The organism is Paenibacillus sp. TC-CSREp1 (assembly GCF_050171015.1).
Taxonomy (GTDB): domain Bacteria; phylum Bacillota; class Bacilli; order Paenibacillales; family Paenibacillaceae; genus Paenibacillus; species Paenibacillus silvae.
This window is the reverse complement of record NZ_JBNOKM010000001.1, coordinates 1-13,502: the sequence shown is the minus strand read 5'-3', so window position 1 is coordinate 13,502 and position 13,502 is coordinate 1. Positions and strand designations below refer to the sequence as shown.

The window sequence follows — 13,502 nt, the reverse complement described above, 5'->3', positions numbered from 1 at the left end:
GATGCAAGCACACCTATTTATTATTTTATAAGAACCCCATTTATTATTTATGAAACCCAAAAATGAATGTATAGAGGAGAACGTAGAGATGCCAATACCATGTGATGTTGCTGTACTGGGCGGAGGAACCGGAGGATATGTGGCCGCAATCCGTGCCGCACAGCTGGGAAAGAAGGTTGTTATTATCGAGAAGGACAAGCTGGGTGGAACATGCCTGCATCGTGGCTGCATTCCGAGCAAGGCTTTGCTGAAAAGTGCGGAGATGTACGTCGAGATTCAGGACAGCCAGAGCTACGGAATTGAGACGACGGGAGCAACGCTGGTATTTCCCAAAGTGCAGGCACGCAAGGATGCCATTGTTGAGCAGCTGCACAAGGGTGTGCAGTATTTGATGAAAAAAAATAAAATCGAGGTTGTACATGCCAAGGGGCGTGTCATCGGACCTTCGATCTTCTCGCCGCAGAGCGGTGCAGTAGCGGTGGAGTTCGAGGATGGCGAGATGGATACAGTCGTTCCAACCAATCTGATCATTGCTACGGGATCACGTCCGCGCATACTGCCCGGGCTTGAGCCGGATGGAAGATATATTATGAGCAGTGATGAGGCGCTTCGCATGGACGAGCTGCCTGCTTCAATCATTATTGTAGGTGGCGGAGTGATCGGGCTGGAATGGGCGTCGATGCTAAATGATTTTGGCGTGAGTGTGACCGTGGTTGAGGCGGCTGAGCATGTGCTTCCGGCAGAGGATGAGGATGTAGCGAGAGAAATGCAGCGTTTGCTGGGCAAACGGGGTGTTCGTTTTCTTACGGGTGCGAAATTACTGGCAGACAGTTATCGTGCAGAGAATCAGAGCGTGCATGTGGATGTGCAGCTTGCAGGAAATGACCTGGAGACACTGACTGCTGAAAAAATGCTGGTGTCCATTGGACGTCAGGCAAACGTTGAAAATATTGGACTGGAGAATACAGATATCAAAGTAGAGCGCGGCTACATTGCAGTGAATCAGCATCTGCAGACGGGGGAAGGTCACATCTATGCGATTGGTGATTGTATCGGCGGATTACAGCTGGCGCATGCAGCAAGCCATGAGGGCATACTCGCGGTTAATCATCTTGCTGGTGAGCCTGTGCATGCGGTTGAGGCTCATCGGATTCCGCGCTGTGTGTACACAAGGCCGGAAGCGGCAAGCATTGGTTTTACGGAGAAGGAAGCCAAGGCACGCGGCCATGAGATCAAAACGGGCAAGTTTCCTTTTCAGGCGATCGGCAAATCACTAATACATGGAAGCCGTGACGGCTTTGTGAAGGTCATTGCAGACGCTGAAACGAATGATATATTGGGCGTACATATGGTTGGCACCCATGTAACAGAGCTGATTGCAGAAGCCTCACTGGCGCAGATGCTGGATGCTACTCCGTGGGAGGTCGGGCAGACCATTCACCCGCATCCTTCGCTCTCTGAAATTATGGGCGAGGCCATGCTGGCCGTGGATGGAAAAGCGATTGGCATGTAAGCCGGACAGGCTTATGAGAAAGGTTCTTTCCTTTTTTGGGCAAAAGGGATTATAATAAGGTTAAGCCAAGTCTTAGTACCAGGTTATAAGATCGGGTAGTAAGGCTGAACAGGCTCTGACTAAAAGGAGGTACCTCATATGAGTTCACAAGGTACTGCAGATGCGGTCCACCGCCATGAACAGCTTGGACTTAGCGATGGTGAAGTATTGGATATGTACAAATACATGCTGCTTGCACGCAAGTTTGACGAGCGATGCTTGCTTTTGCAGCGGGCCGGCAAAATTAACTTTCACGTATCCGGTGTAGGTCAGGAGGCTGCGCAGGTTGGCGCGGCATTTGGTCTGGACCGGGATCACGATTACTTTTTACCTTATTACCGTGACTATGGCTTCGTTCTGGCTGTAGGCATGACGCCGCGTGAGCTGATGCTGTCTGCATTTGCGAAGGCGGAAGATCCGAACAGTGGCGGACGGCAGATGCCAGGTCACTTCGGACACAAAAAGCTGCGGATCGTTACGGGCTCCAGCCCGGTTACAACGCAGGTTCCTCATGCTGTTGGATTTGCTCTGGCTGCCAAAATGCAGAAGAAAGAATTTGTATCCTTTGTTACCTTTGGTGAAGGCTCAAGCAACCAGGGGGATTTTCACGAAGGGGCCAACTTTGCAGGTGTACACAAGCTGCCTGTAATCATCATGTGTGAGAACAATCAATATGCGATCTCCGTTCCGCTGCATAAACAGCTCAGCGGCAAGGTGTCGGACCGTGCACTCGGTTACGGCTTCCCTGGCCTGCGGGTAGATGGCAACGATGCTCTTGAGGTGTACGCGGCCGTGAAGGAAGCACGTCAGCGTGCCATTGCGGGCGAAGGACCAACTCTCATTGAAGCAATGATGTATCGCCTGTCTCCTCACTCCACTTCGGACAATGATCTGGCTTACCGGACCAAGGAAGAGGTTGAGGAGAACTGGAAGAAGGACGGCGTGCTGCGCATGAAAAATTATTTGATTGAATGCGGCATCTGGGATGAAGCCCGGGATGCGGATCTGGCTTCACAGCTTGCGCTGGAAATGAAGGAAGCAACTGAATATGCAGACAATGCGCCATATCCGAAACCTGAGGACACGCTGACGCATGTCTATGCGGACAGCGAAGAAGGGGGACGGTAATCATGGCTATGATGGAATATATTGATGCAATTCGTCTCGCAATGAAGGAAGAGATGGAACGCGACGAGAATGTGTTTGTGCTTGGTGAGGATGTCGGGGTAAAGGGCGGCGTGTTCACGACGACGAAAGGGCTGCAGGAACAATTTGGCGAGATGCGTGTCATGGATACACCGCTGTCTGAATCAGCCATTGCGGGTGTTGCGATCGGTGCAGCGATGTATGGCATGAAACCTATTGCCGAGATGCAATATTCAGACTTTATGCTGCCTGCAACAAACCAGATTATTAGTGAAGCGGCCAAAATTCGTTACCGCTCCAACAACGACTGGAGCTGTCCAATCGTGATTCGGGCACCGATCGGCGGCGGCATCTTCGGCGGGCTGTATCATTCGCAATGTCCGGAATCCATCTTTTTCGGTACGCCGGGTCTGAAGATTATTGCTCCATATTCGGCGTATGACGCCAAAGGACTGCTGAAAGCGGCTGTCCGCGACCCGGACCCTGTGCTCTTTTTTGAAAATAAAAAATGTTACAAGCTCATCAAGGAAGATGTTCCTGAGGATGATTACATCGTTCCGATCGGTAAAGCCAACGTGCTTCGTGAAGGTGCAGATATTACGGTCATTGGTTACAGTCAACCACTGCACTTTGTCATGCAGGCTGCCGAAGAGCTTGAGCGTGAAGAGGGCATTACCTCTCATGTACTTGATCTGCGCACGCTGCAGCCGCTTGACCGTGAAGCGATTATTGCTTCTGCCCGATTGACAGGCAAGGTGCTGATCGTACATGAGGATAACAAAACCGGCGGTGTAGGTGCAGAGGTTGCAGCTATTATCAGCGAGGAATGTCTGTTTGATCTGGATGCGCCTATTCAGCGTCTGTGTGGTCCGGATGTACCGGCCATGCCAATCAGCCCGACGATGGAGAAGTTTTACATGCTGAGCAAGGATAAAGCCAAAGCAGCCATGCGTGAACTTGCCGAATACTGATTAGAGAAGATATCTTAATAGCCTGAAATGGTATATAATTCCATTAAAGGTTAAAAGTAAAGTTTGGAGTGATAAATCAATGGCTGAACGTATGAAATGGATCGACGTCATCATGCCGCAGCTGGCAGAATCACTGGTCTCGGCAACCATAGCCAAATGGTTGAAAAAACCGGGTGAACCTGTGGAACAGTATGAGCCGATCTGTGAAGTCATTACCGATAAAGTAAATGCCGAGATTCCATCTACAGTAGACGGAATCATGGGTGATCTGTTGGTAGAAGAAGGAACGACGATTGCTGTAGGTGAAGCGATCTGCCGTATGCAGGTGGCTGCTTCCGATGAAGAGGCAGCACAGCAGGCAGTACCTGCCGCATCTCAAGAGGAGCCGGTACAACAAGTGCAGATGCAGCGTAATTCGGTTCAGGCTCCTGCCGCTGGTACGAACGCTCCTACTTATGATCCGAATCAGCCGATGCGCAATCGTTATTCACCTGCAGTGCAGTCTCTGGCGGCAGAGCATGGGTTGAACCTGCAGCATATTCAGGGAACAGGTGCAGGTGGACGGATTACACGCAAGGACGTGCTGGCATTTGTTGCACAAGGCGGTCAAGCAAGTGCGGCATCAGGGTCTGTGCAAAGCGCTGCCTCGGTTAATTCATCACAGTCAGCGCCAGCATCTCCTTTTAGCGGGATTAGTCGCGATTCCGGCTTGAGTACTGGCTCTGCAGCTGGTTCTGCGAATCAAGATGCACGTCAGACGCTTCCTGCATCCGATGCTGGCATTCCGGTGCGTCATTCCGGCATTCATCTGACAGAAAGTCCTAAAATTCCGCAGATTGAAGTGGAAGGCGGCGGACAAGGAAGATCGGAATATTTCATTGATGTTACCCCTGTGCGCAACGCGATTGCTCGCAATATGCGTCAAAGTGTATCCGAAATTCCTCATGCCTGGACGATGATTGAAGTGGATGTAACGAACCTGGTCATGCTGCGCAACAAGCTGAAGGATGAGTTCAAACGGAAAGAGGGTATTAACCTGACCTATCTTTCGTTTATGATGAAGGGTGTCGTCAATGCAATTAAAGATTACCCGATCATGAACTCGGTGTGGGCGGTTGACAAAATTATTGTGAAGCGCGATATTAACCTGTCGATGGCTGTGGGTACAGAGGACTCTGTACTTACACCGGTAATCAAACATGCGGATCAGCGCAACATTGCAGGACTTGCTCGCGAGATTGATGATCTGGCTCGCAAGACCCGTGAAGGCACGCTCAAGCTGGATCATATGCAGGGCGGGACGTTTACGGTGAACAATACAGGTTCATTCGGTTCGATTCTTTCCCAGCCCATTATCAACTATCCGCAGGCGGCAATCCTTACTTTTGAATCCATTGTGAAAAAACCGGTAGTTATCAACGATATGATTGCTGTACGCTCGATGGCTAACCTGTGTCTTTCTCTGGATCACCGTATTCTGGATGGGGTAATCTGTGGCCGGTTCTTGCAGCGTGTCAAGGAGAACCTGGAAGGCTACAACATGGAGACGAAAGTTTACTAAGTGTATAATATAAATGACGGGAAAGTGTATGTGCCTCAGGCCGTGCACTTTTCTGACTGTCTACAGACGGGTTTATCTTCATATATTAATCAATGAGGCAGAAGGATGTGGGGAATGATGGGCAAATTGCTAAATGTGGCATACATACCGATGCTGGATTATGAAGAGGCATGGAATCTTCAGAAATCTATCGTGCAGCAGCTGGACGCAGGCGACGGCCCTGAACAGCTGCTGCTGTTGCAGCATCCGCCAACCTATACAATCGGTTCACAGAACCATCCCGAGCATCTGCTGTGGAGCGAAGAGGAGCTGAAGGCTCAAGGGATCTCCTTGTTTCAAATTGATCGGGGCGGGGATATTACTTATCATGGGCCCGGGCAGCTGGTAGGATATCCTCTATTGGTGCTAGGCAGGGATGAGGATCTGGATTTGCACGGTTATCTGCGCAAGCTGGAGCAGGTCATGATCGATTATCTTGCGGATCAGGGTGTTGAATCTGGCCGTAAAGAGGGGTATACGGGTGTATGGATCGGTGATTTGAAGATTGCTGCCATCGGCATCAAGTTTAATCGGTGTAAGCATCGACGCGGGTTTGTGACGAGTCACGGGTTTGCTTTTAACATTACCTCAGGCATCCAGCATGCCGGGTTTCAAGGAATTATTCCATGCGGGATCGAACAGTATGGTGTTACCTCACTGGAGGATATTACGGGCAAGACCTATGCGGTGGAGCAGGTGGCGAGGGATATTATTCCTTATTTTCAGCGTATATTTCCGTATGAGATGGCTTGGAGCACACAAGAAGAAGCCCTCCAGCGTCTGTAGACAGAACGTTTGAAGGGCTTCAGGTCAGTGATTATCCAAACAGCAGCGGTTCCAGCGCGATAAACAGGGTGGAGCCAATCATAGCGGCCAGCATGAGATAGATCACTATTTTGAACCATTTCTTATTTTGCATGAAGAGAGAACTCCTTTCAGACCTTTTAAACAAGCATAGTAACTTTATTGTACCGTATCTACGATAGGGAGGAAAGTCTAATGATTAATGAGCAACGTGTTATTCAGCAGTTTATGGCGCTGGTGCAGATTGATAGCGAAACAAAAAATGAACAGAACATATCCAAGGTGTTGAAAGAACAATTTGAGGGTCTGGGCCTTCACGTCTATGAGGACGATACGATGAACCAGACGGGTCACGGTGCGGGCAATCTTGTCGTTACACTGGAAGCTTCAGGTGTGGAAAATGTGGAGCCGATGCTCTTCACGTGTCATATGGACACGGTAACTCCTGGACAAGGAATTAAACCGGAGCTTGGCGAGGACGGATGGATTCGCAGTGATGGCACAACGATTCTGGGTGCGGATGATAAGGCGGGCATTGCAGCTCTGTTTGAAGCGATTCGTGTCATTCAGGAAAATAACATTCCGCATGGCAAAATCCAGTTCGTGATTACAGTCGGGGAAGAATCTGGCCTTATCGGTGCTCGTGCGATGAATCCGAAGGACATTGATGCTGCTTTTGGTTATGCACTGGACTCCAACGGAGCGGTGGGTACGATCTGTGTGGCTGCTCCAGCAAGAGCGGAAATTCAGATGAACATCTATGGCAAGTCAGCACATGCCGGTGTGAATCCCGAAGATGGAATCAGTGCGATCCAGGTTGCGGCCAAAGCGATTGCAGCGATGAAGCTTGGACGCATTGATGATGAAACGACGGCAAATATTGGTAAATTCCAAGGTGGCTCTGCGCTGAACGTGGTCTGTGATTTTGTGCAGATCGATGCGGAAGCGCGCAGCATTGTGCAGGAAAAAATCGAACAACAGATTGCCGAAATGCGTGAAGCCCTGGAGACCACATGCCGTAAATTCGGTGCAACAGCAGAATTCCGCAGTGAGATTAAATACCCTGCATTTGGCTTCCATGACGATCATGAGGTGGTACAACTTGCACAGCGGGCAATTCGAAGCCTTGGTCTGGAAACAAGCACATTTGCTTCTGGCGGCGGCAGTGATGCGAACATTTTTAACGGATTCGGCATTCCGACAGTGAACCTTGCGGTAGGGTATGAAGATATTCATACAACCAAAGAGCGCATTCGAGCGGCGGATATTGTGAAGCTGTCCCAAGTCGTTATCGCGATTGTGCAGGAAACGGCAAAAGGAAAGTAAGCGATCGGGTAAATGATTGATATTTGACGATGTAACCGTAGCTTGATTGAAAAAAAAGAAATGAAAGTCCGAATTCGGTGTAGGCCGGGTTCGGACTTTTTGAACAACAATTATGATTAAGACTTGCGCCCGGCAAGCATCTCGCTTAATTTGGTGTCAGGGCCCCATTCGCGTACCCACTGCCTGAGTATGAGCTGTACTTGTCTGGCTTGTCCAACAACATGCGCCGACTGAGGTGTAAGATAACTTTTCATCAAAATCGTCCCCCTTGTGACTAACCATTCGTTTGCTTTTAGAAAAGCACGGTTAGTTTCCTATAGGCTCACCATATGCCCAAAAACAATGTTTTATACATCTTAGTTCATTTGAACTCATCACTAATAGAAACGGAGCTGAAGTACGCATGAAATCCAGAACATCTGCTGAAACAATCTATGCCAAGCAGCCGGCGAATCCGAAGCTTGATGAAGTGACTATTTCAACACAGCCGATCTTTGAGGGAAAGGTGATTTCACTACAAGTCGATACGGTCAAGCTGCCCAATGGGCAGACAGCAACCCGGGAGATCATCAAACACCCGGGAGCGGTAGCGGTGCTGGCACTGAAGGGTGACCAGATGCTGGTTGTGGATCAATACCGTCAGGCGATGGGACGTACCGAGGTTGAGATTCCTGCAGGCAAGCTGGACCCTGGAGAGCAGCCAGAGATTGCAGCCGCTCGTGAGCTGAAGGAAGAGACGGGATATACCGCCCGGTCGCTGCGCCATTTGCGTTCTTTTTACACCTCACCGGGCTTTGCAGACGAGATTATTCATCTGTACATCGCCGAAGAGCTGGAAGCCGGAGACATGGCACTGGACGAGGACGAGTTTCTTGAAGTATCGGAGATTACGCTGGAGGAAGCCTACAAGCTGATGGATGAAAACCGGATTAGTGACGCCAAGACGATGATGGCCGTGTATGCGTGGGATATTTACAGAACGACAGGACGGTTTTGAGAATGGAAAAGGACACGGGAACAACGGCGCTGTGGCAGCCCTGTTATGCAGACCTGCACATCCACATCGGGCGTACTTCCCGCGGTGAAGCAGTTAAAATTAGCGGCAGCCGTGATCTGACCTTCGAGAACATTGCCCGGGAGGCAGCACATCGCAAAGGCATTCAATTGCTGGGTGTCATTGATTGTCATTCACCTGTGGTGCAGCGAGATATTGAAGAGCTATTGGAGAATGGAACGATGTCCGAGATTGAGGGCGGGGGCATCGCTTATCAGGATACAACGATTCTGCTTGGTACAGAGATTGAGCTGCGCGAGCCTGAAATGCGTGAATTTCATATGCTGGCCTACTTTCGTGATCTGAGCACAATGAAGTCCTTTACCGCATGGATGACACGATATATGAAAAATGTAAACCTCAGCTCCCAGCGGGTCTACGTGCCTGCCCTGGAGATGCAAGCGGAGATCAAGGCACGCGGCGGCCTTATTGTACCCGCTCATGTGTTCACACCGCACAAAGGCATATACGGCAGCACAGCTCCTCGTATGGAAGAAGTGCTGGATACCCGCCTTGTGGATGCGATTGAGCTGGGACTCAGCTCGGATTCGTCCATGGCCAGTTACATTCGGGAACTGGATCAGGTTCCATTTCTGACCAATTCGGATGCCCACTCACTGGGTAAAATCGGACGTGAATATAATGAACTCCAGCTTGCGAATGCTTCCTTTGATGAATTTGCTAAGGCACTGCAAGGAAAAGAAGGAAGACGGATTGCTGCCAATTACGGCTTGAATCCGAGGCTTGGGAAGTATCATCGGACATATTGTGCAGCATGTGGCAGCGTTATGAACGAGAAAGATCTATCAGCAGAACGGTGTCCGCTGTGCGGCAGCCAGAAGCTGGTTCAAGGAGTGCTTGACCGGATACTGGCTATTGCAGACCGGGAGCAGCCGGAGCTTCCCGCAGGAAGACCACCTTATCACTACCAGGTTCCACTGGAGTTCATTCCGGGGCTTGGAAAAGCCAAGCTGCGTCAGCTGCTGGATCGTTTTGGCACAGAGATGGCAGTATTGCATCGTACGGACGAAGCACAGCTGGCTGAGGCGGTTGGTCCGGTGCTCGCAGAGCTGATTGTTGCTGCGCGTGAAGGGAAGTTAGTGCTTTCCTCCGGAGGCGGCGGTACGTATGGCAAAGTTGCAACAAATGTACAGAAGGATTAGAGCATTATCACACGGACAAGATGTCATACAGGCGAGTCCCGGTTCATAAGCTGAACTATAAGGATGATGGGATCGTAGCGAATCCTTGCAGCAGCAATATCGGAAAGGGGACTCGTACCTGAATGCGTTCTTCCTATTTTACGTTTAAAGGACAAACCTCGTTATATGTATTCGTCGCTGTATTGTTTCTGGTCGGTGTTATCTTTGGCGCATTGATGGTCAACGCTCTGTCCCTGGAGCAGCGGCAGGATCTTGAAGGATATTTGGGCAACTTCTTCATGACTGTGCAGCATAGCTCCCAAGGCGTGGATACCGGAACCTACTGGGATATCGCCATGCTTCATCTGAAATGGGTCGGGCTGATCTTTATTCTTGGCTTGTCCGTTGTCGGCTTACCGGGCATACTGGTGCTCGATTTTTTGAAAGGGGTGCTGATCGGTTTTACGGTAGGTTACCTCGTGGGGCAGTATTCATGGAAAGGGCTGTTATTCGCACTTGTGTCGGTGGCACCGCATAATCTGTTTGTCATTCCGATTCTGCTTATCTGCAGTGTGGCTGCCATGACGTTCTCGTTATATATCATTCGTAATCGGGTATTAATGCATCGTGCACCAAGTCGCCAAAGGCCGTTTGCTTCCTACGTTATTTTGACAGTGGTCATGGCGTTGCTGCTGCTTGGCGTTGCGTCTTTTGAAACGTGGGTTACGCCTGCAATGATGCGCTGGGTGACTCCGATGCTGCTTCCCGTTTAGGTTGTTCTGCAATGGTCTAAAATGTTGACTTTAATATTGAACTCCCCCTATAATGAAAAGAGTGGGTTAAGTTGCAGTGTGCAGTGATTTCCTAGGGGGAGGGAGAAAATGGAAGCACGGATCGATAAAATTAAGCAGCAACTACAGTCCCAAGGTTATAAATTAACGCCCCAGCGGGAAGCCACCGTCAGAGTCCTTTTGGAGAATGAAGAAGATCATCTGAGCGCAGAGGACGTATTCATGCTCGTTAAAGAAAAGGCTCCCGAAATCGGTCTGGCAACCGTGTACCGTACCCTCGAACTGCTGAGTGAGCTGCATGTTGTAGAGAAAATCAACTTCGGCGACGGTGTAGCGCGTTATGATCTGCGCGGAGATACATCCAAGCATCACCATCATCACTTAATCTGCGTGCAATGCGGAAGTATGGATGAAATACGTGAGGACTGGCTTGGACCGCTTGAAGAACGACTGGAGCGGGAATTTAACTTTTCGGTTGTAGATCACCGACTGGACTTTCATGGAATTTGTTATCGTTGCAAAGCTAAAAATGAACAAAAGCCCAAAGATGAAGAATAACATAGCCTATCTTCGAGCTCTCACCGGCGGTTTTGACGGGGGAGCTTTTTTGGTCCCGTACCTCGTGTGAGGTTCTTCTCACCCAGGTATAATCCTCTGTGTAAGGACATACCCTGTTTCAAGGGCCATACTGGACTTGAACACGGAAGGGGACAGTTCGATGATTATATCTGTACGGAGAGGGCTCCGTTTTATACGTTTTATTATATTTTTCGTAGCGCTTGTATATTTGTTCTATCACGTGCTTGATCTGTTTAACGGCTGGATCTCACCTGTGGATCAGTATCAGATTCCAACCGGCAACGCGGTCAAGGTATTTCAGGAAACGGATTGGTCAGGCATTGGAGAAGCACGTCCTACGATGGCCGAGCGGCTCCGACTCTTCTATTGGTACGGGGAATAGCTGTCAGTCAGCATATGAAGAGCTGTGCGGCAGCCAGGGATGCAAATACGGAAGCAGCAGTCAACCTGTTGGCATTGCTGTCAGATGAGGAGTGTTGAACATGAATCAGACCATACACGCCTATGCGTTATACCTGGAAGAAGATAAGGGGATGTCCAGCAGCACGCTGGAATCGTATCTCCGAGATGTGGACAAGTTCGTGGAATTTGTGAGAAAGGAATACAGCATCCGTGAAGCCAGCGAGGTAAGACGTACACATGTTGTTTTGTTTGTCGGCCAGCTCAAGCAGGATGGCCGTGCAAATGCAACGATTGCCCGCAGCATCGTATCGCTGCGGTCGTACTTTCATTTTTTGATGCGGCGTGGAGAGATTATTCAAGACCCTACGTTTGATGTCGAGGCACCCAAGGCTGACAAAACGCCACCTCAAGTGCTGACCGTGGAAGAGATCGAATTACTGCTTGCCGCTCCTGACGTCAATTCGCCGCATGGGGTACGAGATCGGGCGATGCTGGAGCTGTTATATGCCACAGGTATACGGGTGTCAGAGCTCATTGCGCTTGATGTTCGAGATGTTCAGCCCGGGATGCGTTTCATAAGGTGCGGCGGGGCGGGGAAAGAACGTATTCTTCCGATCGGTGCTCCTGCTGCTCACTGGGCCAGTGTGTATATCAATCAGTATCGGGAGCAAATGCTCAAGGGCGGATTGGACGAGCAGGCGCTGTTTGTAAACGTGTCCGGCAGACGATTAACCCGCCAAGGATTCTGGAAGCTGCTGAAAAAAGCAGCAGTGGATGCGGGCATTTCGGGTGAGATTACGCCGCATACGCTGCGCCATTCCTTTGCAGCTCATTTGATCGCAAGCGGAGCAGACACGCGTGCAGTGCAGGACATGCTGGGGCATGTCGAGCAGCCCGGACAGCAATACAGCCAGCATGGGCGCAAAACGATGAAGGAAATTTATGAAACCCACCATCCGCGGGCAAAATAGCTTTTGCCGTATATTCTTCACAATTGGACAGCGGAGTGATGGAACATTTTAGGGTAAAATAAATTCGAACCCAACCAAACGCCGTTATACATAGGCAGCTGCATGTTATGAATACTGGACTGCCCAAGACCGGGTACAGGTGATGCAGCCGCTGCTCATAAACGGATCGTTTTTACTCAAGGAGGAACTACATCTTATGACAGCTTTAAACCAACAGATGATTACAGAAGCGGCAACTTATATTCAAAGTAAAAGCTCGATCAAGCCGGAAGTTGGCTTGATTCTCGGATCAGGTCTCGGCGTGCTTGCCGAGCTGATTGAAGATGGTGTGAGCATTGCTTACCAGGACATTCCGCATTTCCCGGTGTCTACTGTAGAAGGACATGAAGGCGAGCTGCTGATTGGCACGATTCAGGGCCGTCCCGTTGTAATGATGAAAGGCCGTTTTCATATGTACGAAGGATATGGCCCGGAGCTGACAGCTTTCCCGGTTCGTGTCATGAAAGCGCTGGGTGTAAGCAGCCTGCTGGTAACTAATGCGGCTGGCGGTGTTAATACATCCTATGAAGCGGGAGATTTGATGCTGATCTCGGATCACCTGAACCTGACGGGCAGAAACCCGTTAATCGGACCGAATGATGCTGCGCTTGGCGTACGCTTCCCTGACTTGTCTGAAGCCTACAGCCGCCGCTTGCGTGCGCTTGCGAAGGATACGGCAGCTGCGCAGGGCTTTAAGGTGCAGGAGGGTGTATATGCAGGTATGCTCGGACCAAACTATGAAACACCAGCTGAGATCAAAATGCTTCGTACGCTGGGTGCAGATGCGGTAGGCATGTCTACTGTTTCCGAGGTCATTGTAGCTCGTCATGCGGGTCTCGAAGTGCTGGGCATTTCCTGTATCAGCAACATGGCCGCCGGCATACTGGATCAGCCACTGTCACATGACGAAGTGATGGAAACAACGGAACGTGTTCGCGAAGCTTTCCTTGCGCTTGTGCTGGCTGTTATTCCGAAGATGTAATAGTGAGAGTGGACCTATGTCAAGAAAGTAGACACTTACGCTACGGATTTGTCCGTAAATTTCTTTGCAAAACGAGCAGGGGAAAGATAACCTAGCGCACCATGCATTCGCTTGCGGTTGTAATAGAACTCAATGTACTGGTA

General features: G+C 50.0%; 15 protein-coding genes. 13 read left to right on the top strand and 2 right to left on the bottom strand.

The genetic code is table 11. The annotated features are described in order from the left end of the window. Positions 1 to 88 precede the first annotated feature (88 nt). The 5 genes from lpdA to lipB all read left to right on the top strand — a co-directional run bounded on the left by lpdA (position 89) and on the right by lipB (position 6,055). Positions 89 to 1,513, top strand: a complete 1,425-nt coding sequence (gene lpdA / locus ACQSGY_RS00075) for a dihydrolipoyl dehydrogenase (protein ID WP_427050225.1) — start codon at positions 89 to 91, stop codon at positions 1,511 to 1,513. A 138-nt stretch (positions 1,514 to 1,651) separates the two neighbouring features. Next, positions 1,652 to 2,680 carry a thiamine pyrophosphate-dependent dehydrogenase E1 component subunit alpha gene (locus ACQSGY_RS00070; RefSeq protein ID WP_427050224.1) on the top strand — a complete coding sequence of 343 codons (1,029 nt, stop codon included), beginning with the start codon at positions 1,652 to 1,654 and terminating at the stop codon, positions 2,678 to 2,680. Between the two features lie 2 nt (positions 2,681 to 2,682). Continuing rightward, complete coding sequence (locus tag ACQSGY_RS00065; protein ID WP_111269626.1) at positions 2,683 to 3,669, top strand: alpha-ketoacid dehydrogenase subunit beta; 987 nt, start codon at positions 2,683 to 2,685, stop codon at positions 3,667 to 3,669. Positions 3,670 to 3,748: 79 nt separating this feature from the next. Next, positions 3,749 to 5,230, top strand: coding sequence for a dihydrolipoamide acetyltransferase family protein (locus tag ACQSGY_RS00060; RefSeq protein ID WP_427050222.1), 1,482 nt, complete (start codon positions 3,749 to 3,751; stop codon positions 5,228 to 5,230). Between the two features lie 117 nt (positions 5,231 to 5,347). Next, a complete protein-coding gene (gene lipB, locus ACQSGY_RS00055) occupies positions 5,348 to 6,055 on the top strand; it encodes a lipoyl(octanoyl) transferase LipB (RefSeq protein WP_427050549.1) in 708 nt (235 codons plus the stop codon). Between the two features lie 31 nt (positions 6,056 to 6,086). Here lipB and prli42 read toward each other — a convergent pair whose 3' ends face one another. Beyond that, entirely contained in the window at positions 6,087 to 6,188 is a 102-nt protein-coding gene (gene prli42, locus ACQSGY_RS00050; protein WP_188591092.1) for a stressosome-associated protein Prli42, read from the bottom strand. Positions 6,189 to 6,268: 80 nt separating this feature from the next. On the opposite strand from prli42, the gene ACQSGY_RS00045 reads away from it, so the two are divergent. Then, positions 6,269 to 7,399, top strand: a complete 1,131-nt coding sequence (locus ACQSGY_RS00045; RefSeq protein WP_427050221.1) for a M20/M25/M40 family metallo-hydrolase — start codon at positions 6,269 to 6,271, stop codon at positions 7,397 to 7,399. A gap of 116 nt (positions 7,400 to 7,515) precedes the next feature. Here the strand turns inward: ACQSGY_RS00045 and ACQSGY_RS00040 are convergent, their stop codons facing one another. After that, positions 7,516 to 7,653: a Z-ring formation inhibitor MciZ gene (locus ACQSGY_RS00040; RefSeq protein ID WP_216514833.1), complete on the bottom strand. Its 138-nt coding sequence runs from the start codon at positions 7,651 to 7,653 to the stop codon at positions 7,516 to 7,518. 149 nt (positions 7,654 to 7,802) lie between these two features. Here ACQSGY_RS00040 and ACQSGY_RS00035 point away from each other — a divergent pair, with 149 nt between their 5' ends. The 7 genes from ACQSGY_RS00035 (at position 7,803) to ACQSGY_RS00005 (ending at position 13,359) form a co-directional block, all read left to right on the top strand. Further along, positions 7,803 to 8,396: an NUDIX domain-containing protein gene (locus ACQSGY_RS00035; RefSeq protein ID WP_427050220.1), complete on the top strand. Its 594-nt coding sequence runs from the start codon at positions 7,803 to 7,805 to the stop codon at positions 8,394 to 8,396. Between the two features lie 2 nt (positions 8,397 to 8,398). Further along, positions 8,399 to 9,616: an endonuclease Q family protein gene (locus tag ACQSGY_RS00030; RefSeq protein WP_427050219.1), complete on the top strand. Its 1,218-nt coding sequence runs from the start codon at positions 8,399 to 8,401 to the stop codon at positions 9,614 to 9,616. A 122-nt stretch (positions 9,617 to 9,738) separates the two neighbouring features. Continuing rightward, positions 9,739 to 10,368, top strand: coding sequence for a stage II sporulation protein M (spoIIM, locus tag ACQSGY_RS00025; protein ID WP_216514830.1), 630 nt, complete (start codon positions 9,739 to 9,741; stop codon positions 10,366 to 10,368). 108 nt (positions 10,369 to 10,476) lie between these two features. Next, entirely contained in the window at positions 10,477 to 10,944 is a 468-nt protein-coding gene (locus ACQSGY_RS00020; RefSeq protein WP_090922447.1) for a Fur family transcriptional regulator, read from the top strand. A 160-nt stretch (positions 10,945 to 11,104) separates the two neighbouring features. Further along, complete coding sequence (locus ACQSGY_RS00015) at positions 11,105 to 11,347, top strand: DUF4227 family protein (protein ID WP_184187827.1); 243 nt, start codon at positions 11,105 to 11,107, stop codon at positions 11,345 to 11,347. Between the two features lie 100 nt (positions 11,348 to 11,447). Beyond that, positions 11,448 to 12,338 carry a tyrosine recombinase gene (locus tag ACQSGY_RS00010; protein ID WP_216514829.1) on the top strand — a complete coding sequence of 297 codons (891 nt, stop codon included), beginning with the start codon at positions 11,448 to 11,450 and terminating at the stop codon, positions 12,336 to 12,338. A gap of 196 nt (positions 12,339 to 12,534) precedes the next feature. After that, complete coding sequence (locus tag ACQSGY_RS00005) at positions 12,535 to 13,359, top strand: purine-nucleoside phosphorylase (RefSeq protein WP_188591086.1); 825 nt, start codon at positions 12,535 to 12,537, stop codon at positions 13,357 to 13,359. The last annotated feature ends 143 nt before the right edge of the window (positions 13,360 to 13,502 follow it).

Coding starts and splice junctions, on each gene's coding strand:
- prli42 (WP_188591092.1), bottom strand. CDS start 6,188: ATGCAAAATAAGAAATGGTTCAAAATAGTGATCTATCTCATGCTGGCC.
- ACQSGY_RS00015 (WP_184187827.1), top strand. CDS start 11,105: ATGATTATATCTGTACGGAGAGGGCTCCGTTTTATACGTTTTATTATA.
- ACQSGY_RS00035 (WP_427050220.1), top strand. CDS start 7,803: ATGAAATCCAGAACATCTGCTGAAACAATCTATGCCAAGCAGCCGGCG.
- ACQSGY_RS00045 (WP_427050221.1), top strand. CDS start 6,269: ATGATTAATGAGCAACGTGTTATTCAGCAGTTTATGGCGCTGGTGCAG.
- ACQSGY_RS00070 (WP_427050224.1), top strand. CDS start 1,652: ATGAGTTCACAAGGTACTGCAGATGCGGTCCACCGCCATGAACAGCTT.
- ACQSGY_RS00020 (WP_090922447.1), top strand. CDS start 10,477: ATGGAAGCACGGATCGATAAAATTAAGCAGCAACTACAGTCCCAAGGT.
- lpdA (WP_427050225.1), top strand. CDS start 89: ATGCCAATACCATGTGATGTTGCTGTACTGGGCGGAGGAACCGGAGGA.
- ACQSGY_RS00010 (WP_216514829.1), top strand. CDS start 11,448: ATGAATCAGACCATACACGCCTATGCGTTATACCTGGAAGAAGATAAG.
- ACQSGY_RS00060 (WP_427050222.1), top strand. CDS start 3,749: ATGGCTGAACGTATGAAATGGATCGACGTCATCATGCCGCAGCTGGCA.
- lipB (WP_427050549.1), top strand. CDS start 5,348: ATGGGCAAATTGCTAAATGTGGCATACATACCGATGCTGGATTATGAA.
- spoIIM (WP_216514830.1), top strand. CDS start 9,739: ATGCGTTCTTCCTATTTTACGTTTAAAGGACAAACCTCGTTATATGTA.
- ACQSGY_RS00005 (WP_188591086.1), top strand. CDS start 12,535: ATGACAGCTTTAAACCAACAGATGATTACAGAAGCGGCAACTTATATT.
- ACQSGY_RS00065 (WP_111269626.1), top strand. CDS start 2,683: ATGGCTATGATGGAATATATTGATGCAATTCGTCTCGCAATGAAGGAA.
- ACQSGY_RS00030 (WP_427050219.1), top strand. CDS start 8,399: ATGGAAAAGGACACGGGAACAACGGCGCTGTGGCAGCCCTGTTATGCA.
- ACQSGY_RS00040 (WP_216514833.1), bottom strand. CDS start 7,653: ATGAAAAGTTATCTTACACCTCAGTCGGCGCATGTTGTTGGACAAGCC.